General features: G+C 51.6%; 15 protein-coding genes. 8 read left to right on the top strand and 7 right to left on the bottom strand.

The features are described 5' to 3' along the window. Positions 1-48 precede the first annotated feature (48 nt). From J1785_RS15640 to J1785_RS15630, 3 genes are all read left to right on the top strand, one after another. Positions 49-1,434, top strand: a complete 1,386-nt coding sequence (locus J1785_RS15640; protein ID WP_129953670.1) for a diaminobutyrate--2-oxoglutarate transaminase — start codon at positions 49-51, stop codon at positions 1,432-1,434. 18 nt (positions 1,435-1,452) lie between these two features. Beyond that, positions 1,453-2,925 (top strand): pyridoxal phosphate-dependent decarboxylase family protein, encoded by a 1,473-nt coding sequence (locus J1785_RS15635; RefSeq protein WP_217219806.1) that lies wholly within the window; start codon positions 1,453-1,455, stop codon positions 2,923-2,925. Between the two features lie 612 nt (positions 2,926-3,537). Further along, positions 3,538-4,650, top strand: coding sequence for a mechanosensitive ion channel family protein (locus J1785_RS15630; RefSeq protein WP_217158787.1), 1,113 nt, complete (start codon positions 3,538-3,540; stop codon positions 4,648-4,650). A gap of 48 nt (positions 4,651-4,698) precedes the next feature. Here J1785_RS15630 and J1785_RS15625 read toward each other — a convergent pair whose 3' ends face one another. After that, positions 4,699-5,145 carry a DUF421 domain-containing protein gene (locus tag J1785_RS15625; RefSeq protein ID WP_129953666.1) on the bottom strand — a complete coding sequence of 149 codons (447 nt, stop codon included), beginning with the start codon at positions 5,143-5,145 and terminating at the stop codon, positions 4,699-4,701. Between the two features lie 9 nt (positions 5,146-5,154). Beyond that, positions 5,155-5,673: a hypothetical protein gene (locus J1785_RS15620; protein ID WP_217219804.1), complete on the bottom strand. Its 519-nt coding sequence runs from the start codon at positions 5,671-5,673 to the stop codon at positions 5,155-5,157. Between the two features lie 403 nt (positions 5,674-6,076). Here J1785_RS15620 and J1785_RS15615 point away from each other — a divergent pair, with 403 nt between their 5' ends. Beyond that, on the top strand, positions 6,077-7,270 hold the full coding sequence (locus J1785_RS15615; RefSeq protein WP_129953664.1) for a zinc-dependent alcohol dehydrogenase: 1,194 nt from the start codon (positions 6,077-6,079) through the stop codon (positions 7,268-7,270). A 30-nt stretch (positions 7,271-7,300) separates the two neighbouring features. On the opposite strand, the gene treY is transcribed toward J1785_RS15615, so the two are convergent. Together treY and treZ are read right to left on the bottom strand one after the other, a co-directional pair. After that, positions 7,301-9,811 (bottom strand): malto-oligosyltrehalose synthase, encoded by a 2,511-nt coding sequence (treY, locus tag J1785_RS15610; RefSeq protein ID WP_217219802.1) that lies wholly within the window; start codon positions 9,809-9,811, stop codon positions 7,301-7,303. Then, on the bottom strand, positions 9,808-11,595 hold the full coding sequence (treZ, locus tag J1785_RS15605; protein WP_217219801.1) for a malto-oligosyltrehalose trehalohydrolase: 1,788 nt from the start codon (positions 11,593-11,595) through the stop codon (positions 9,808-9,810). Before treZ ends, treY begins: the two co-directional genes overlap by 4 nt. Positions 11,596-12,237: 642 nt before the next feature. Between treZ and J1785_RS15600 the strand changes: the two genes are divergently transcribed. The 3 genes from J1785_RS15600 (at position 12,238) to btsR (ending at position 16,065) form a co-directional block, all read left to right on the top strand. After that, a complete protein-coding gene (locus tag J1785_RS15600; protein WP_129953660.1) occupies positions 12,238-13,344 on the top strand; it encodes an ABC transporter substrate-binding protein in 1,107 nt (368 codons plus the stop codon). Positions 13,345-13,663: 319 nt separating this feature from the next. Next, the gene (locus J1785_RS15595) at positions 13,664-15,352 is read left to right on the top strand and encodes a sensor histidine kinase (RefSeq protein ID WP_129990967.1); all 1,689 of its coding nucleotides are present in this window, start codon (positions 13,664-13,666) and stop codon (positions 15,350-15,352) included. Then, positions 15,346-16,065 (top strand): two-component system response regulator BtsR, encoded by a 720-nt coding sequence (gene btsR / locus J1785_RS15590; protein WP_217219799.1) that lies wholly within the window; start codon positions 15,346-15,348, stop codon positions 16,063-16,065. Before J1785_RS15595 ends, btsR begins: the two co-directional genes overlap by 7 nt. 30 nt (positions 16,066-16,095) lie before the next feature. Here the strand turns inward: btsR and yjiA are convergent, their stop codons facing one another. The 3 genes from yjiA to J1785_RS15575 are packed head-to-tail and all read right to left on the bottom strand — an operon-like array spanning position 16,096 to position 19,531. Continuing rightward, positions 16,096-17,067: a GTPase gene (gene yjiA, locus J1785_RS15585; protein WP_129953657.1), complete on the bottom strand. Its 972-nt coding sequence runs from the start codon at positions 17,065-17,067 to the stop codon at positions 16,096-16,098. A 47-nt stretch (positions 17,068-17,114) separates the two neighbouring features. Continuing rightward, positions 17,115-17,318 carry a YbdD/YjiX family protein gene (locus J1785_RS15580; RefSeq protein WP_129953656.1) on the bottom strand — a complete coding sequence of 68 codons (204 nt, stop codon included), beginning with the start codon at positions 17,316-17,318 and terminating at the stop codon, positions 17,115-17,117. 59 nt (positions 17,319-17,377) lie between these two features. Continuing rightward, positions 17,378-19,531 carry a carbon starvation CstA family protein gene (locus J1785_RS15575; protein ID WP_217219792.1) on the bottom strand — a complete coding sequence of 718 codons (2,154 nt, stop codon included), beginning with the start codon at positions 19,529-19,531 and terminating at the stop codon, positions 17,378-17,380. A 359-nt stretch (positions 19,532-19,890) separates the two neighbouring features. Between J1785_RS15575 and J1785_RS15570 the strand changes: the two genes are divergently transcribed. Further along, positions 19,891-21,327 carry a glycoside hydrolase family 1 protein gene (locus J1785_RS15570; RefSeq protein ID WP_129990970.1) on the top strand — a complete coding sequence of 479 codons (1,437 nt, stop codon included), beginning with the start codon at positions 19,891-19,893 and terminating at the stop codon, positions 21,325-21,327. Positions 21,328-21,376: the final 49 nt, after the last annotated feature.

Genomic DNA, 21,376 nt, shown 5'->3' with positions numbered 1-21,376 from the left:
AATTTATTCAATTGTGGCGTTCTAATAACCCACGGTTGTAGGAGAGATATGATGACGGATAAAGTCCGTATTGACAGTTTAGGTGCGAATTCATTAAACGGAAACAATGAAACCTATTTGGCGAGACAAGCTGAATTTGAATCGAATGTTCGGAGCTATCCACGTAAATTGCCTCTGGCAATTGCGAAGGCCAATGGCGTTTGGATCACTGATGTTGAGAATAATCAATATCTTGATTGCCTGGCTGGCGCGGGTACGCTTGCTCTTGGACATAATCATCCGGACGTGCTGCAAAGCATCCAAAATGTCATTACCAGCGGCTTGCCGTTACATACACTGGATCTGACAACCCCGTTGAAAGATCAGTTCTCTGAATACCTGCTTTCTTTATTGCCACAACAGGGCAAAGCGTATTGCCTGCAGTTCACCGGTCCTTCAGGCGCGGACGCGGTTGAAGCTGCCATGAAACTGGCTAAAAAAGTCACCGGCCGTAGCGGCATTATCAGTTTCTCGGGTGGCTACCACGGTATGACTCATGCCACGCTGGCAGTGACCGGTAACCTGTCTCCGAAAGAAGCGGTTAACGGCATGATGCCGGAAGTGCAATTTATGCCTTATCCGCATCAGTACCGCTGCCCGCTGGGTATTGGCGGTGACGCTGGCGTTAAAGCCTTAACCTATTACTTCGAAAACCTGATCAACGACGTTGAGAGCGGCGTTCGCAAACCTGCGGCTGTCATTCTGGAAGCGGTTCAGGGTGAAGGCGGCGTGAACCCGGCTCCGGCTGAGTGGTTGCAGCGCATCCGTAAAGTGACTCAGGAACACGGCATTCTGCTGATCCTCGACGAAGTTCAGGCCGGTTTCTGCCGTACCGGTAAACAGTTTGCGTTCGAACACGCGGGCATTGAGCCGGATATCATTGTGATGTCTAAAGCGGTCGGCGGCGGTTTGCCACTGGCCGTGCTGGGTATCAGGAAAGAGTTCGATGCCTGGGCACCGGGTCACCACACCGGCACCTTCCGCGGTAACCAGTTGGCGATGGCCACCGGCCTGACCACGCTGAAAATTCTTAAAGAACAAGATATTGCCGGGAAAGTGGCTGCACAGGGCGAGTGGCTGAAAGGCAAACTGGCTGACATGCAGAAACGTTATCCGGTGATAGGTCACGTACGCGGTCTGGGCCTGATGATTGGTATCGAAATCGTCAAACCAAACGAAGCGCAGGATCACATGGGTTGCTACCCGGCTGACGGCGAATTGTCTGCATTGTTGCAGAAAAAATGTTTCGAAGCTGGTCTGATCCTCGAACGCGGCGGCCGTAATGGTTGCGTGCTGCGCCTGTTGCCTTCCCTGCTGATCACTAACGATGAGCTGGGTATTTTCCTCGACAAGTTTGAGCAGGCGCTGTTAGCGGCTGGCGTCAAACCTGCCTGAGCGGAGTAAGAGATCCTGATGTCCGAGTTAAACCCGATTCTGGCAGGCTCAGCGCAAAGCACTGAAGCCTACCAGCAGGCCATTGCACAGAGCAGTGAAGCGGTTGTGCAGTGGCTGCAACAACCTGAAATGTATCAGGGCAAAACCGTTGCTGAGCTGCGTGAACGTATCAAGCTGGACTTCAATCCAAACGGTCTGGGTAATCAGGCCGCGATTGAACGTGCGATTGAGTATTTTTTGAAAGACAGTTTGTCTGTGCATCATCCGCAATGTGTTGCGCATCTGCATTGCCCGAGCCTGGTGGTCAGCCAGGCTGCGGAAGTGCTGATCAACGCCACCAACCAGAGCATGGACTCCTGGGATCAAAGCCCGTCAGCGACCATCATTGAGATGAAGCTGATCGAATGGCTGCGTACGCAGGTGGGCTATCAGGCTGGCGACGCAGGCGTGTTCACCAGCGGCGGTACTCAGAGCAATCTGATGGGCCTGATGCTGGCACGTGACGCCTTCTTTGCACGTCAGGGGCATTCCATTCAGCAGGATGGCCTGGTGGGCAATCTGCGTAAAATTAAAGTGTTATGTTCTGAAAACGCGCATTTCTCCGTGCAGAAGAACATGGCATTGCTCGGTCTGGGCTATCAGTGCGTTACGCTGGTGAAAACCGATGAGTTTGCCCGTATGGATCTCAACGATTTGCGCGAAAAAGTGGTACAGGCACAAGCTAATGGCGATCAGATCCTGGCCATTGTGGCAACCGCCGGGACCACTGACGCGGGTGCTATCGACCCGCTGCGTGCTATTGCTGAACTGGCGGCAGCGCATCAGATTTGGGTGCATGTGGATGCGGCATGGGGCGGTGCGTTATTGCTGTCCGAAAAATACCGCGACTATCTGGACGGCATCGAGTTGGTGGATTCCATCACGCTGGACTTCCACAAGCAGTTCTTCCAGACCATCAGTTGTGGTGCATTCCTGCTTAAAGAAGAGCGTCATTATGAGCTGATGCGATATCAGGCGGCTTACCTGAATTCTGAATTTGACGAAGCAGCTGGTGTACCGAATCTGGTATCCAAATCTCTGCAAACCACCCGTCGCTTCGATGCGCTGAAACTGTGGATGGGGCTCGAAGCATTAGGGCAGAAGCAGTACGCTGCGATCATCGATCACGGTGTGTCACTGGCGCAGGAAGTCGCGCAATACGTGACGTCTGAAGCTGCGCTGGAACTGGTGATGAAGCCACAGCTGGCGAGCGTTCTGTTCCGTTATCGTCCGCAGACACTTGCGGGCAGCAGCGATGCGGCAATCGCATTGCTGAACCAGAAAATCGGGGATGCGTTGCTGGAATCCGGCCGTGCGAACGTGGGGGTAACCGAGCATAACGGCGTCACCTGCCTGAAACTGACTTTGCTGAACCCGACGGTCACGCTGGAAGATGTGAAAGTGCTGCTGGCGCTGGTTGAGAAAACCGCACAGGACATACTGAACGCATAAGGTTCATTTTGCGTTAACCCGCAGCAAAAACCGGTGATATGAAAGTGTCACCGGTTTTTTTACGTCTGACAGATGTCGTAACTAAGATAATTCTTAATGCGGAATGACAGGCAAAAAAGAACCCACCGCATGGGTGGGCTATTTAAGGGTATGGTGCTTATGGTCTGCTGCTCTTTCGTCAGCTGATCTAAGAGTAATCCCAGACCCGCCTGTAATTCAAGTCATCGTCAAAAAAGAGCCACAAAGAGCACATATTTCTGGAAGTCAGAACGCTTTTTAGCCTCATCCTATGCATCCTACAGCACCTGCGTTATCCGTTTCGGGCACCGATTATCAGCGCGGTAACCAATGCAATTGAAACGAACGACATATAACCAATCACTAAAGCTCTTTTCATAATAAGCACCTCAGTTGAACGTTTTTCAGGACATCGGACTCACGCCAGAAATCATAGTAAACCGGACTGAATATAATATAAATACCGATAACGTAAGACATCAGCAACGTTTTTCCTTTACCGTCACCCCCGGTTTTTGCCGAACTTTCCTATTCCTGGTTCTATGCTGACCCGTTTTCTATACTGAAGGTTTGTGATTAATTCCGGGAGGGAAGATGAAGTTTTTATCACATTTCGATTTTATCGCGCTGGTGATGACACCGGTGTTCTGGACCGGCGTCGCGACGATGTGCGTGGTCACGCTTGTCACGTACTGGCTGCTGAGCTGGCTGGTGTCATTCTTGCGCAAAGGCATAAAACGCTGGGGTGAGGTCAATGCGGCCAGCCACCGTATCCGTTTTATTCTGGGCGAGATCCTCAACCGGACGAGCAATTTACTGCTTTTCGTTGCTGCTTTTTTGTTCAGCCTGCGGTTTGTTAATCTGCCCGATAATCTCTACAACACCATCAGTCATGCATGGTTCCTGGTGCTGGCGTTCCAGATGGCACTGTGGTTGGATCAGGCCGTTGTCTCGTGGTTACGTCATATTATGCGTCAGCCCGGGATGAACAAAAATCCGGTAACGCTGGTGATCACCGGGCTGATTTTCCGCGCGGTAGTGTGGTCAGTGATGTTGCTGTCGATATTGGCGAATGTGGGCGTGAATATTACCGCGCTTGTCGCCAGCCTGGGCGTGGGCGGTATCGCTATCGCGTTGGCGATCCAGACCATTCTCAGTGATGTATTCGCTTCCTTATCTATCGGTTTTGATAAGCCTTTCGAAATTGGAGATTTTGTCGTTTTTAATGATGTTGCCGGTACTGTCGAACATATCGGTCTTAAAACGACGCGGATACGCAGCCTGAGCGGGGAACAGATCGTTTGCGGCAATGCTATTCTGCTCCAGCAAACGCTGCATAATTACAAACGCATGCAAACCCGGCGTATTGTTTTCAATTTTGGCATCGCGATTAATACGCCGCCGGAAAAGCTGCGCATTATTGGTGATCTGGTAAAGGAAATTATTATCGATATCGGCGAAACCAAGTTTGACCGTGCGCATTTGCTTGGTTTTGGTACCGATCGCCTGAATATCGAAGTGGTCCATATCGTCAATACTGCCGATTATAATAAATACATGGATATCCAGCAGGAAATTAATATCCGCATTATTGAAAAGCTGATCGAACACGGGATCGAAATGGCATTGCCGAATATGATTGTCAGAACGCAAGCTGAACCTGAAAACGGCAGACTGGACGTCACCCGTGAAGAAAAACGGGCTTGATCAACGGGAACACCGGGTTACTGCAAACGCACCTCATTTCCCGGTGCCTTATTCTTTATAAGGGATAATCGATATTTTCCCGTTGTTTTCTAAGATGGCGAATTTAATCTCGTTGAGGTTAACTATCCCTTCCTGCTGGCGAGCCACTACCAGGATTTCATCTTCGGAAAGGGAGCATTTACGCAGTCGCTGATCGAGGACTTTGCCATTCTCGATGAGGATAATAGGAGAGCCATTAAGCCATAAATCAAGTTTAGGAATTTTGTTTTCCAGAATTCCTAAACCTTTATCGATGAAAATCAGTGTTCCGATAGTGATCATCGCGCCCGTAATGGAGAAGTCTTCCCCAAGCAAGGCCTGTTGTGTAGCCTCACTGATAATCAGCACCAGTATAAAATCAAAAATAGTCATTTCGAGCAGTGTCTTGCGTCCTGAAATTTTAAAAATAATAAACAGGAAAACATACATAATGGCTGCTCTGAGGACATTTTCCATTTTGACCCCCTAAGGAAAAACAATCTGTTTGAAGATAAAAGGCGAGTTATTATTTGCCGTTACAGAGAGCGTATAGATCCCAAATTCCCTTGGTTTAAGTGTGAGTTGCACGCTACCTTTATTCGCAACGCCGGGGTTGTTCGGGTAGATGATCATCGTGCCGGGGCTACGGTGTATCACGGCACTTTCGGGGCTGACGTTAATAATGTCATATTCATTCACGAATTTTCCACTGAGGGTAATATGATCGCTTTTCTCTTGCTTAACGGGATAGGCAATAATCAGCGGTGACTCGGTGTCGCTGCGCAGGTATTTTTCATAAGTGATTTGTGTCGAGGTCGGATCGTTTTGGTAGAGTGAATCGCTCAGCCAGCCCTGAGAAAACCCTCCCAGCAAGGCATAAAGAATAAACAAACCCAGCAGAAAAAAACCAATGCGCTCAAGCCGCCAAGCGGTTTTGATCCATTTAATGTTTTCTTCTACAGGCGTGGTCCTTTGTTCAAACTGATGTTGATCATCTTTGTCCATGTCGCTTTTCTCTGGTGAAGAGGTTGCGTTAAATTAGTGTGTCTGTTCCCGTGGTTTTGTCATACATGACGACATGTCGAAGATCATCGTGTCAGGTAGAAAGCCGGCTTTCCTCTGCCATGTTGCCCTGTTTGCATCCTGAAACTTTCGCAGGGGGAACACTTCTTTGATTAGCTTAGTCTTGATGATGTAAATAAGTCAAAATTAGGATTATTCTCAATGCTTGAGTATTAGCCTTTAATTTCAATATTAAAATTCCTGTGCTTAAACCTGCATATTTCCAGGTGAGAAATATAGCGTATTTTTGACACTCTATAAGGGTGGGCTAGACTGAATACTCTCAGTGATCATTATTTACTATTCTCTTAACCGGTCTGAATAAGACCTGAAAGGAAAATTAATCATGAGAGCATTGACTTATCACGGCCCGTACAAGGTCAGCGTTGATAACATGCCTGACCCGGTACTTCAGGCCAGCGATGATATCATCCTGAGAGTGACGGCAACGGCAATATGTGGTTCTGACCTGCATCTCTACCACGGGAAAATACCGGGCACCCACCATGGCGATATATTTGGTCATGAATTTATGGGTGAAGTGGTGGAAGCCGGAGCGGATGTTACTGCCGTCGCTAAAGGTGACCGCGTCGTTATTCCTTTTGTTATTGCCTGCGGAGAATGTTTTTTCTGCAAACTCAACCAGTATGCCGCCTGTGAAACCACTAACCCCAACAAAGGTGCGGCGCTTAACCCCAAAAACATCACCCCCCCGGCGGCGCTGTTTGGCTATAGCGACCTGTACGGCGGAATTCCGGGCGGGCAGGCTGAATATGTGCGGGTGCCAAAAGCGAATGCCGGGCCTTTTAAAGTCCCGGACGGATTAGCCGATGAAAAGGTGCTGTTTTTATCAGATATATTACCCACTGCCTGGCAGGCGGTTAAAAATGCCGGACTGATGCCCGGTTCGAGTGTGGCGATTTTCGGTGCGGGGCCGGTGGGGTTGTTAAGCGCAGCCTGCGCCCGGCTGGCGGGCGCTGAACAGATATTCATGATTGACCATCACCCCTACAGGCTGGCGTTTGCTCAGGAGCGGTATGGAGTGATCCCGATTAATTTCGATGAAAATGACGATGCGGCAGCCTGGATTATTGAGCACACTGCCGGACACCGCGGCGTTGATGCGGTAATCGATGCCGTTGGTTTTGAAGCCAAAGGCAGCCTTACCGAAACCATTTTGAGCAATCTGAAGATTGAAGGCAGCAGCGGGAAAGCGTTACGCCAGTGCATTGCTGCGGTACGCCGCGGCGGGATAGTCAGCGTACCGGGTGTCTACGCGGGCTTTATTCACGGTTTTTTATTTGGCGATGCTTTTGATAAAGGGCTGACCTTTAAAATGGGGCAGACGCATGTTCATGCCTATCTTCCTGATCTGCTGATGTTAATTGAATCCGGACAACTGAAACCGGAAGAAATCGTGACGCATCATATGCCGCTGGAAGATGCCGCGAAAGGTTATAACATCTTCGAAAAACGGCAGGAAGATTGCCGGAAAATCATTCTGTTACCCGGCACGCCTTCCCGCGCATCCGTCGCATAGACCTGTCGGTAACGTGAAGTTCCACCTCCGTTAAGAGGAGGCGGACGCTATCAGGATGACAGGAGCAAAACCCGGCCAGACCGCCATATCTATCTGGTTGTTTAGCGTAATCTCTTTATCGCTGAACAGCTCCCGGTAGGGCCGGTAAGCAAGATGGGGCGGCAGTACGATTTCCGTCTGCGGGAATCCCCGCGCGGGTAAACCCAGTACCAGACGCGGTGCCGCAATAATGACGGCCTCGTCATTACTCACCCGCGCAAACGCGATAACGTTTTCGGCGTGCTTCCCGGTTGCACTGAGCGGAACATAGTCGCCCTGCTGAAACAACGCAGGCTTTTGCTGGCGAAGCCCGGCGAGCGTTGCCACGACGTATTGTTTCAGCTGGCCGTTCAGCCAGTATGCCTGCTGGTTCCAGGCCGGTTTTTCATCCTGCCTTAACCGCTGTTCCAGCCGGGTGAAATCCGGCAAACGGCGGTTATCGGGATCAACAAGACTGAAATTCAGCGCCTCGCTGCCCTGATAGATATCCGGTACGCCGGGTGCCATGAGTTTTATCACCGTCTGGGTCAGGCTGTTCACCAGTCCGGCCTGAATAAATGGCTGGATCGATGTATGGAAATCTTGCAGGAAGAGCCGGTTTGCCGGTGAAAGCAAATGATGCGCGTAATCCAGCACCGCCTTTTCATAGTCTTCGTTATTGTCATCCCAGCTCGTGCGCAGCTTGGCTTCACGCAGTGCTTTTTCGACAAAACTCTGAAATCGGTCGTCGAGTTCCTGCAAACCCTGTTCATCCTGAGGTGCCAGGGTAGCCGGCCATGCGCCCGCCAGCGCCTGATAGAGCATCCATGTCAGCGCAGGGCGTGGTGCCGGGCCATCGGGAAGTATTCTCACCTTTGACTCGTTCATCCGGTGCCAGCGTTTCACGCAGGCGGCCCACTCCTGCGGGGCTTCAGTCAGCGTAAACAGTCTGGCGCGGGCATCTTCACCCCGTTTGGTGTCATGCGTGGACGTTGCGGAAAGCGCTTCCGGTTGCTCTTCGCAGCGTTTTATCATCTCCGTATGGAAGCGGCTGAGGGAGAAGGTGCGAATTAACGGTTCCGCGCCCACTTCGTTCAGCGCCAGCTCCATGTTCTGACGGAAAAAAAGCGTGTCTTCCACCGATTTAGCCATCAGCGGCCCGGTCAGTTGCTGGAAACGTGTGCGGAATAAACCGGCCTGCGATGCTGCCGCCGCGGAGGTTTCTCCACAAAGAATACGCACCAGAAACGCGAGAATTTCAGCCTGAACAGGAAGAATCGTGGCGCTGACCTTACGCAGTATCTTGTGTAAAAGTGCCGCGTCTTCCGCAGGCATGCCCCGTGGTGTGCCGTAAGTGCGGTACACCGGGAAAGCGATCAGTAATTCGCGCAATGCGGTGCGGATATCATTTTCTTCATACGGCGCGTCTTCTGTCCCGGCAATATCGGTAGCCAGTTTCCAGAGTGCAGTGAATTCACCTTCGAAATTTTTTTCCACCATCATCAGCTTGGCCGCGCGAAGTTCGTTGCGCAGGTCCACCGGCTTGCCCACCACGTTATCGTAAAGCTCGCTAAGCACTGCAATATTCTCATCATTAACCAGCACATCCGAAAGCGAGGCAATAAACTCATAACCTGTCGTACCGGAAACCGGCCAGTCCGGTGGCAGGCGCTCGCCTTTGCCCAGAATTTTCTCGACCGTGATATAGCAGTCAGGCCCGGCTTTTTCCCGCAGGCGTTCAAGATAAGCTTTGGGATCGGCAAGACCATCCACATGATCGACCCGCAGGCCATCGACCACTCCCGCGTGGACCAGTTCGAGGATCAGCCGGTGCGTATCATCGAAAACGACGTCATCTTCTACACGTACCCCCGCGAGACCTGTGATCTCAAAAAAGCGCCGGTACGAAAGCTCGCGGGGCGCATCCCGCCAGCACATCAGCCGGTAGGGCTGGCGTTCGTGTAATGCGGCCAGTTCTGTTTTGTTCAGACCGTCTGTGTTATCTGCCGTGAGGGTGCCGGGCGCAACAGGATAATACGTCCCAAAATAGTCGAAAGCGGGCTTTCCAGTGAGGGGATCAACCTTGAGCGTAATCTCGCCTTTTTGCAGCGCATCCTCAAAAGAATCCCCGAGGAAAGGCAACGTCAGCCGACGCGACCAGTCGATATCAAAATGGCGTGCATAGCGGCTCTTTTCGCCATGTTCAATGACATCACGCCACCAGGCATTTTCGGGTGAGGCAGCCATATGATTGGGCACAATATCGAGGATCAGTCCGATCCCTGCCGCTTTCAGTGCCTGCGCCATACGGTCGAAGCCTTCGCGTCCGCCAATCGACGGATCAATTTCGTTGGCGTCGATAATATCGTAGCCATGGGTGGAGTCAGACGTTGCCGTAAACACCGGAGAAGCATACAAATGGCTGATCCCCAGCTGTTTTAAATAGGGGATTAGCCCGGTTGCGGTGTCAAAGTTCAGTCCGTTACGGAACTGAATGCGGTAAGTTGCAGTGGGGATTTTCACGGTAAAACTCCTGGCGCAAGACGGACAATAAGGGAGCCGGGTACGGAGGTCACCGTTTCCGGCGGCCAGGCAAAAAGTGTTTCTCCCGGCAGTTCAGGAAGCGGGTGCGTGTCTTCACCGACATTCAGTACCAGCGAAAGTGTGCCTCGGGGGAATACCCATTTAACCGCGAGAAAACCGGCTGAAGTCCCGACAATCTGGCCGACTTCGCCTTTCGCCGGTGTCAGTAAGGGCACGATATGTTTCTGGCGCAACGCCAGCAGCTTGCGGGTCAGTGCCAGTGCGTTTTTGCCTTCGGGATGGGTCAGTTTTTGCCAGTCAAGTTTCGAATTTTCGAAGGTGCTTAGGGCGTTAGGGTCGGGTACGGTTTCGCTGCCGTAATCGCTGTGCCCTTCAAATTCCCGGGCGCGGCCCTCGCGAACTGCCTGCGCCAGTTCACCTTCAAAATCGGTAAAGAACAGGAACGGGCGGGTTTCGCCATATTCTTCGCCCATAAACAGCAGCGGGATATGCGGGGATAGCAGTAAAGCGGCCAGCAGAACGCGCGTACGTTCAGCGCCAGCCAGCGTGATCAGCCGGTCACCGTGTGCACGATTACCAATCTGGTCGTGATTTTGAATGAAATCGACAAAGGCTACCGGCGGCTGCCTGCGGCTGACCGCACCGCGTGGCTCACCGGTTTGTGGTGATTTTTCACCCTGATAGGCGAAACCTTCTGCTAATGCGCGTGCTGCCAGTCTCTCAGGATTTTGCGCAAAGTCCTGATAGTAGGCATGCGTTTCACCGGTGCTGAGAACATGGATGGCGTTATGGAAATCGTCATTCCATTCGGCGGTAAACAGCGGCACGTTGCCATCAGCATTGCGCGGGTGCAAAAAGATCACATTGCGGCTGTCCTCAGTGGTCAGATGCACCGGGCGGTCGGTTATCTCTTCGCGAATTCGCTCGGCGATTTCGATCAGAATATGCGGGGAAGAGGTGTCTTTCATCTGGTCGATGGCATCAAAGCGCAGGCCATCCAGCCGGTATTCCTTGAGCCAGTACAGGGGCGCTTGCGCAATATAGCATCGGGCCGCTTCATTTCGATAATTGATGCCTGCACCCCATGCCGTTGTGCGTTGCGGATCGAAAAAATCCGGTGCGAGCAGCGGCAGATAATTCCCTTCAGGACCAAAATGGTTAAGCACAATATCCAGTACCACGGAGATGCCGACACCGTGCGCGGCATCGACAAAGGCTTTGAAATCATCCGGCGAGCCGTAAGCGGAGTGAGGCGCGTACAGCAAGACACCGTCATAGCCCCATCCGCGATTACCACCAAATTGTGAGAGCGGCAGCACTTCTATCATGGTAATGCCGGTTTCTGCCAGCCAGGCAAGTTTTTCCTGCGCGGCGCTGAAAGTGCCTTCGGGCGTGAATGTCCCGATATGCATCTCGTAAATGACCGTTTCTTCCCACGGACGGCCTTTCCAGTCAAGATTCTGCCATGTATAACCTGATGACGAGGTCACCAGCGAAGGGCCGTTGACGTCCGCAAGCTGCGCGCGCGAGGCGGGATCAGGAATAGGCAGTCCGTCGGCAAGAATGAACTGATATTCCTCACCGGGAGAAACACCGGTTGCCACAAACTCAAACCAGCCGTTTTCCTTCGGCAGCATGTCTTTGTTTTCGCCGGAAAGTCGCAGGGTCATTTTGTCCTGGCCTGGCGCCCACACCCGAAAGAGAACTGTCCCGGCGGAAATGAAACTCGCCCCCCAGCTTGTCATAAATGCATCGCGTTGCATCGATTCACCTCACAAAAGATTGAGCGATTAAGCAGGCAGTTAGCAAACGAATAATAATGATAGACGAGGATGGGCAGAAGAGGAGCCTGTCGGCTATTATGCCCCGATAAAAACCGGGGCATTAACGGCAAAAATTAAGCTGACATCAGGAAGAAGAGGTGAAAAATACAATGGAAATAACAAAAGAGACAAGGGTCCCGATGAGTAACATGCATTTGTGAGGAGTAAAGAACTTCTTGCCTGCGTTGCCTTTATGCGCCTTCACCAATAGCCACAACATCACAACGCCAACGATTATAAATATAATCCCACCTGCTATACTCGCGACTGGAGCCATATAATTCTCCTTCTTATCGGTAAATTTTAATTATAGCTCAGCATCTGAGAAGCGTTTTCCGATTGATATTAGCGGTCATCACGCAAACTCACATCAGCCGATCTTGTTTGCCCCGCCCGCGGCAGTGCGCAGTTGTGACTGTACTGATGTAGCCAACTGAACGTATAATATACCGCCGCGATAATCGTGTGGCGTCACGCCTTTTTTTACAGTGACTTAAGGTAAATAAACCGTGTAGTAAATCGGTTTCTATAATAATGAATTTCACTTGCAGATGATAATCACACAATACCTAAGGGAATTAAATGAAGTTACTTCATGGTTTACTTTTTATGCTGTCAGTCGTGATGACCGGACAGTCCAGTGCCGCAACCACCACACTGACTGATGTCCTGGGAAATAAAATAACCTTAGAAACCCCGGTGAAAAGAGCGGTATTAGGATTCTATTTTGAAGACTATATGGCGGTCGGCGGTGAGCAAGCGTTTGATCATATTGTCGGTATCTCCCGTGAAGCCTGGCATGGCAAGGTCCCTGCGAACTGGGATATGTATATTAAACACCGCCCGTCCATCGCCAACATTCCGGATATTGGCGAAATCGATCTGCACAACGTGTCGCTGGAAAAAGTGATTAGCCTGAAACCGGATGTGGTCATTTTAGCCAGCTGGCAGTACGCCGCCCTGAAGTATGAAGTTACCCAGCTTCAGAGCCTGAATATCCCGGTTGTTGTGCTCGACTATAATGATCAAACGGTGGAAAATCATGTGAAATCCACGGAGATTATCGGGACATTAACCGGCCAGACCGACCGCGCGAATGAGCTTGCCCGGCTTTATAAAAACAACATCGCGCTGATTGAAGACAGGATCAGACAAGCGAATTTGCCTAAGCCAAAAGTTTATATTGAGTTTGGCAATAAAGGTCCGGCCGAGTATTCATTTACCTACGGCGAAAATATGTGGGGCGTGATGCTGCGTCTCGCAGGTGGTGAAAATATTGCAGCGCCTTTCGTTAAACAGTGGGGCGAAATTAATCCTGAGCAGTTGCTGGTCGCCAAACCGGATGTCATTTTTATTTCCGGCAGGGAGAACAATAAAGTCGATACGGCGTTAGAAATGGGCATCGGCGTTAATGAAGCCGCCGCAAGAGCAAAACTCAACGGATTCGCTCACCGTGACGGCTGGAGTTCATTACCGGCCATTAAAAACGACAAACTCTTCGGGGTTTATCAGGGTGCATCGCGTACGCTGGTCGATTTCACCATGGTACAGTTTATTGCAAAGTCCCTTTATCCTGATTTATTCAAGGATATTGACCCGGTGAAAAACTATCACGATTATTATAAAAAATATCTGCCCGTCATGCCGGTGGGCACCTTTGCATTATCGGCCAGCGGAGAGCCATACTGATTGTGGATGTCGCCTGCTAAACGGTCCCTTTCAATCCGGCCGTAGTCATTAAAGACGGCGCGGAACTGATAAGTTATCCGGTAATATAACGGCTTCCATGACAGGGAGCCGTTTGCTTATGTGCGCCGGGGCGCGGTGCCTGCTCAATAAATATTGTCGTTTCCTGACCGGTACCTTTAAATAATCTTCTTATATTTCCTTTAAAAGAATATGAAAGTTTATTCGTCAATAAAAATATTCCTATTCTTCGGGTAGCTTCAAGGTAAATTTTTTTTAAGCACGATATATTGCCAGCTTGTCAGTTTTTGGGTGCCCGGGAATGTACGAATTTAATTTAATATTACTGCTGCTACAACAAATGTGTGTGTTTTTAGTGATTGCCTGGCTGATGAGTAAAACGCGGTTATTTATTCCGCTGGTGCAGGTGACGGTGCGCTTACCGCATAAGTTGTTGTGTTATATCACCTTTTCCATTTTTTGCATTATGGGAACCTACTTTGGTCTGCATATCGAAGACTCTATTGCCAACACCCGCGCAATTGGTGCAGTGATGGGCGGACTTCTTGGCGGCCCGGTGGTCGGGGGATTAGTGGGGCTGACCGGCGGGATCCACCGTTATTCGATGGGCGGTATGACCGCGCTGAGTTGCATGATTTCAACCATCGCCGAAGGATTATTAGGCGGTCTGGTACACAGCGTGTTGATCAAACGTGGACGCATCGATAAATTATTTAATCCGCTGGTCGCGGCCGGTGTCACCTTTGTCGCAGAAATACTGCAAATGCTGATTATCCTGCTGATCGCCCGCCCGTTTCATGATGCGCTTAATCTGGTCAGCAGCATTGCCGCGCCGATGATGGTGACAAATACTCTCGGGGCCGCGATGTTTATGCGCATCCTGCTGGATAAGCGGGCGATGTTCGAAAAATATACCTCGGCATTTTCGGCCACTGCGCTGAAAGTGGCGGCCTCAACGGAAGGGATTTTGCGGCGCGGTTTTAACGAAGAAAACAGCATGAAAGTGGCACAGGTGCTGCTGAAAGAATTGGATATCGGCGCCGTGGCGATTACCGATCGCGAGAAATTACTCGCCTTTACCGGTATCGGTGACGATCATCATCTGGTGGGCAAACCCATCGCCTCCCAATATACCTGGCGCGCCATTGAGAATGATGAAGTGGTGTATGCCGACGGCAACGAGATGCCTTACCGCTGTTCGCTGCATCCTAACTGCAAGCTGGGTTCAACACTGGTGATCCCGCTGCGGGGTGAAAATCAGCGGGTGATTGGCACGATCAAACTGTATGAAGTCCGCAACCGGCTGTTCAGCTCCATCAACCGGACGCTGGGAGAAGGCATTGCCCAACTGTTATCGGCGCAGATCCTCGCCGGTAAATTTGAGCAACAGAAAGCTTTACTGGCGCAGTCTGAAATCAAACTGTTGCATGCACAGGTGAACCCGCATTTCTTATTTAACGCCCTCAATACGCTGATGGCGGTAATCCGCCACGACAGTGACAAGGCCGGGCAACTGGTGCAGTACCTGTCGACATTCTTTCGTAAGAATCTCAAACGCTCCTCTGAAATTGTCACCCTGGCCGATGAGCTTGAGCATGTGAATGCTTATCTGCAAATTGAGCTGGCAAGATTCCCGTCACAGCTGAAGGTGGATTTACAGGTGCCGGCGGCCTTTTCTGATCAGAGCCTGCCTGCTTTCACGCTGCAACCATTAGTGGAAAATGCCATTAAACATGGGACTTCTCAGCTGCTGAGCAATGGCAATATTATTATTCGTGCTTACAGCGAGGGGGAAAGAGTGATTGTTGAAGTGGAAGATAATGCCGGGTTATATCAGCCGGAAGCAAGCGGTGACGGGTTAGGCATGAGTCTGGTGGATAAGCGGCTGCGTGCGCGCTTTGGCGATGATTACGGTATTACGGTCAGCTGTAAACCGGATGATTTTACCCGCGTCACGTTACGCCTGCCAGCCGGGGGAGTGGTATGTTGAGAGTTCTTGTTGTTGATGATGAGCCACTGGCGCTGGAAAATTTACGTTTACAGCTTCAGGATGAAAGCGACATTGAAATCGTCGGCGAGTGTACTAATGCCATTGAAGCGATCGGTGTGATCCATAAAATCCGCCCTGACATTGTATTTCTTGATATTCAGATGCCGCGTATCAGCGGGCTGGAAATGGTTGGCATGCTCGATCAGCAACATCGGCCGCACATTGTTTTCCTCACCGCGTTTGAGGAGTATGCGGTGCAGGCGTTTGAACAGTGCGCGTTTGATTATCTGCTCAAACCCATACAGGCGGCGCGGCTTCAGAAAACCCTGGCCAGATTACGTCAGGGTTATCAGACGCAGGACGTTTCGCAGTTATCGCAATATCAGCAGCCGCTGAAATTTATCCCCTGTATCAGCAGCAACCGTATCTGGCTGTTACAGCTGGAAGATGTAGCCTATGTGAGCAGCCGGGTCGGCGGGGTGTATGTCACCGGGCAGAACGGTAAAGAGACATTTACGGAGCTGACATTGCGTACGCTGGAAACCCGCACGCCGTTGTTACGTTGTCACCGGCAGTATCTGGTGAACATGGATTATCTGAAGGAAATCCGTCTGGAAGATAAAAACCAGGCTGAACTGTTATTGCGCGATGGTCAGATTGTGCCGGTCAGCCGCCGCTATCTGAAATCGCTGAAAGAGACGGTGGGGCTGTAAACCCCGCCGCTTTTCTTTAGGTCAAATTGGTCAGATTAAGCAGGCTGGTCGCAGCCGCGCAAAGACCTCGCGGATTTCGGTTTCGGGCAACTGCATGCCAATGAAAACTAACACACTGTGCGGTGTTTCGTCCGGTTGCCACTCGCGATCCCAGTCGGCGCTGTACAGCCGCTGCACGCCCTGAAACAACAGACGGCATGGCTGATCGGCTATCCATAACATCCCTTTATAACGCATCAGGTTATCTGCAAAACCGGCGAGCAGTTCTTCCATAACCTTCGATATCGCCGTCAGCGCGACCGGGTAATCCAGCTCCACGACAATTGAAGAGACGGCATTTTGCTCCGGCGCGACGCGGTAGAACAGCGGTCTGGCGGCGACCACGTTCTCCTCCAGCATAAACCCGCGGATATCAAACAGCAGCGCCGGATCGATGTCACCCTGAATCATTCTATAAACCGGTGCACGTGCATTGATTCGTTGCAGCCGCTCTGCCAGTTCAGGGCATTCACCGGCCACATCAGTCTTGGTCAGCACGATGCGGTCAGCATAACCAATCTGCGACTGCGCCAGAGGAAATTGATCCAGCTGCGACATGGCATGAACGGCATCCACCAGCGTGATAACGCCATCTAACACGTAACGCTCACAGATAATCTCATGGGCGAAAAACGCCTGAAGGATCGGGCCGGGGTCGGCCATGCCGGTACATTCAATCATCAGCCGGTCAAACCGCACCTCGCCTTTATCCACGCTGTCCAGTAAATCCAGCAGCGCCGCTTCCAGTTCTCCCGAGCGGGTACAGCAGATGCAGCCATTGGACAGGGTGGTAATACGTGTGGCACGGTCACCTATCAGCTGGTTGTCGATCGGTATTTCACTAAATTCATTCTCGATCACCGCAATTTTCATCTGGTGCTGCGTATGCAAAATCTGGCGTAAAAGCGTGGTTTTCCCTGCACCCAGGAAGCCCGTTAATACTGTGACTGCAATCGGTGTCATGGTTTCATTGTTCTTCATAACAACATCCTCTTCATAACCGCGTCCTCTTAACAACAGCGCATTCCGCCTTTACCGTCTCCGCCATAACGTGCCTGCTGGCGCTCGCGGAAAAATTCCTCGTAGGTCATCGCAGGCGTATCCGGGTGGTTGGTCTGCATATGCAGAACGTAGGTGTCGTAATCCGGTATGCCCACCAGCATACGTGCAGCCTGACCGAGGTATTTCTTCGCTGCACCTAAGTTGTCAAACATACATACTCCTTTGAATTTAAACTGAAAAGCCCCGGATTGCGGGGCTTTCAGAAAAACAATCAATGCCCGGAGGAGAGTTTTATTCCTTCCGCCGGTACCGGCACATAAGGCGTTTCCTTATCGGTACGCTTGTCTGTTTTACGTGCCTGCAGGCAGGCGCGGATACCGTAGAAAATGATGCTGTACACCACAATCAGGAACAGAATACTCAGCCCGGCGTTGGTGTAGTTGTTGATCACAATGTGATGCATATTGCTGATTTGCTCCGGAGTCAGGTTCGCGCCGCCTGCGCTGATGCGTTCTTTATACTGACCGGCCATGTAGAAGAAGCCTTCCATCTGTGCATGGGTGCTGAACAGTTTCAGCCCCAATGCCCAGGTGGTGCAAATAAGCAGCCAGATGGCAGGCAGCAGGGTGACCCAGATATATTTCGTGCGTTTCATTTTCACCAGCACGACGGTAGCGAGGATCAGCGCGACGGCAGCCAGCATCTGGTTAGAAATCCCGAACAGCGGCCACAGACTTTTTACGCCGCCCAGCGGATCGACCACGCCCTGATACAGCAGATAACCCCACAGGCCGACACAGCCTGCGGTACCGATAATCCCGGCGACCAGCGAATCGGTCTTTTTCAGGAACGGGATAAAGTTACCCAGCAAATCCTGCAACATAAACCGTCCGGAACGCGTTCCCGCATCCAGCGCGGTCAGGATGAACAGCGCTTCAAACAGAATACCGAAGTGATACCAGAAGCCCATATCGGCCAGCGGCATAATTTTGTGGAACACATGTGCAATCCCGACGGCAAGCGTAGGTGCGCCACCTGCGCGGTTCAGCACTGAGGGTTCACCGATATCCTTCGCCGTCTGCATAATCTGCTCAGGCGAGATGACAAACCCCCATGAACTGACGGTGGCCGCAGCATGCGCCGTGACGTCTTTCAGCTGCGCCAGGATCATCGGCGCATTATCGCCGCCCAGTTCGTGCAGGTTTGGCATGGTAATGCCCAGACCGGCCGGCGGAGTGTTCATGGCGAAGTACAGACCCGGTTCGATGATTGATGCTGCCACCAGTGCCATCACGGCGACAAAGGATTCCATCAGCATGGCACCGTAACCGATAAACCGTGCATCTGTTTCGCAGGCCAGCAGTTTAGGCGTGGTGCCGGAGGCGATCAGCGCGTGGAAACCCGATACCGCGCCGCAGGCAATGGTAATAAACAGGAACGGGAACAGCGCACCTTTCCACAACGGACCTGTACCGTCAATGTACTGGGTCAGGGCCGGCATCTTCAGTTCCGGATTGAGAATGACGATACCGATCGCCAGTCCGACGATGACGCCGATTTTCAGGAACGTTGCCAGATAGTCGCGCGGCGCCAGGATCAGCCACACCGGCAGCAGGGCAGAAATAAACGCATAACCAATCAGAGTAAAGGTAATGGTAGTGTCTTTGAAGGTCAGCGCCGGACCCCAGTAAGGATCACTGGCGATAACGCCGCCGAACCAGATTGCCGCGACCAGCAGAACAACGCCAATCACTGAGATCTCACCCACGCGACCTGGCCGGATAAAGCGCATATAGATGCCCATAAACAGGGCAATCGGCACAGTGGAACAGACGGTGAACACTCCCCACGGACTTTCCGCCAGCGCTTTCACCACGATTAAGGCCAGCACCGCCAGAATAATAATCATGATCAGGAAACACCCGAACAGGGCGATAGTGCCCGGCACCGGTCCCATTTCTTCTTTGATCATTTCGCCCAGAGACGCACCGTTACGGCGTGAAGAGATGAACAGCACCATAAAGTCCTGCACCGCACCGGCCAGAACCACGCCGGCCAGCAGCCACAACACGCCCGGCAGATACCCCATTTGTGCAGCGAGCACCGGACCGACCAAAGGACCGGCTCCGGCGATGGCAGCAAAGTGGTGGCCAAACAGCACGTTGCGGTTGGTCGGCACATAGTTCAGACCGTCATTGTTGATCACTGCGGGCGTCGCGCGCGAAGGATCGAGTTTCATGACCTTTTGTGCGATATACAGACTGTAATAGCGATAGGCCACCAGATAGACCGAGACAGAGGCCACGACTATCCACAAAGCGCTGATATGTTCACCCCGCCGCAGGGCAACCACGCCCAGACAGCAGGCACCGAGGAGGGCAACAATCATCCACGGTATGTGCTTGAATAATGTTTTTTTATTCATAAATAACCCGGTTATTTTAAAAGGACTCACGAAATACCCTTCTCTGTTTTCTTTATTAAGGATCGCTTTCAGAGAGGCAGGGGCCTGTTTTATGTGCCTGCATAGGGTGCCAAATTCGCGGGCGCGGAGGGGGGAAACTTGGTCAGCGGTCACAGAGGCAGATAAGCGGTTATTACGCGGGATAAGCGGTTCCGGGAGCGATTAATGCAGCAAAATCTGTGATTTAGATCACTGGGTCGGTTACGCGTGAAAGTCCGGACATCGGCGTAACTTTTCTGGCAGAGCCGTCTTTTGGCAGGTAAATTACTCCTTTGCTAAATGATCCGAGGGATCAACCAGACACGTTCAGGGAGTTTTTTATGAAAGGTAAGTTTCCGCAAGACTTTATGTGGGGTGGGGCAACGGCGGCAAACCAGGTTGAAGGCGCTTACGATCAGGATGGCAAAGGGCTGTCGATTGTCGATGCGATCCCGGGTGGTAAAGACCGTTTAAACATCGTTTCCTCCCCGGAGTTTGACTTTACCCTTGATCCTGCAAAATATACGTATCCCAATCATAAAGGTATCGATCACTATCATCGCTTCCGGGAAGATATCGCGCTGTTCGCAGAGATGGGATTCAGGTGTTACCGTTTTTCTATCGCCTGGACCCGCATCTATCCGAACGGTATTGAGCAGGAACCCAACGACGCGGGGCTGCAGCATTATGAGCAGGTGATTGATGCCTGTATCGCACACGGCATCGAACCGGTGATCACGATTTCCCATTATGAGATGCCGCTCCATCTGGCTACAGCATTTGGTGGCTGGAAAAACCGTGAACTGATTGGTCACTTTGAGCGTTTTGCCCGCACGGTGCTTACCCGCTTTGGTCATAAAGTGAAATACTGGATGACTTTCAATGAGATTAACAGCGCGGCGCATTTCCCGATCATGAGCCAGGGGCTGACGGTGAAAACCGGTGCGCTTGAGGCTCAGGCGAAATTCCAGGCGTGGCATAACCAGTTTGTGGCCAGCAGCCTGGCGGTAAAAATAGCCCACGAAACCCACCCGCAAATCCAGATGGGTTGCATGATCCTGTTTGCCACCCATTACGCTTATGACTGTAATCCGGTCAATCAGCTGGAAACCCTGAAAGAGACTCAGGCGTTTAATTTCTACTGCGCCGACGTGCAGGCCGGTGGTAAATATCCTTACTATGCCAAACGGTTGTGGCAGTCGCAGGGTGTCGAACTGGATATTCAGCCGGGTGACTTAGCGCTGATTAAAGAGCATACGGTGGATTACATTGGTTTTAGCTACTATATGTCTTCGACCATCAACAAAACCAGTCCGGACGCGGTTTCGGCACAGGGTAATCTGCTCGGCGGCGCGCGCAATCCGTTCCTCGAAGCCAGTGACTGGGGTTGGGAAATCGACCCGGTTGGTCTGCGCATTGCCCTTAATCAGCTGTACGATCGTTATGAAAAACCGCTGTTTATTGTGGAGAACGGGCTGGGCGCCGTCGATAAACCGGATGAAAACCACTTTATTGCCGATGATTACCGTATCAATTATCTGCGCCGGCACATTGAAGCGATGGCTGAAGCGATTGAAGACGGCGTGGAACTGATGGGATATACCCCGTGGGGGTGCATCGATCTGGTGAGTATGTCTACCGGCGAGATGAGCAAACGCTACGGTCTGATTTATGTCGACCTTGACGATAAAATTTCCGGGACGGGGAACCGTTACAGGAAGAAATCGTTCCACTGGTATCAGAAAGTGATTGAGACCAACGGCGCAGATATCAGCTGATATTCCCCGGCCAGTCCTGAGTACAGTCCGGGTTATGCCCGGACTGTAC

The organism is Rahnella perminowiae, assembly GCF_019049755.1.
Lineage (GTDB): Bacteria > Pseudomonadota > Gammaproteobacteria > Enterobacterales > Enterobacteriaceae > Rahnella > Rahnella perminowiae.
This window is presented reverse-complemented; position numbering and strand designations above follow the sequence as displayed.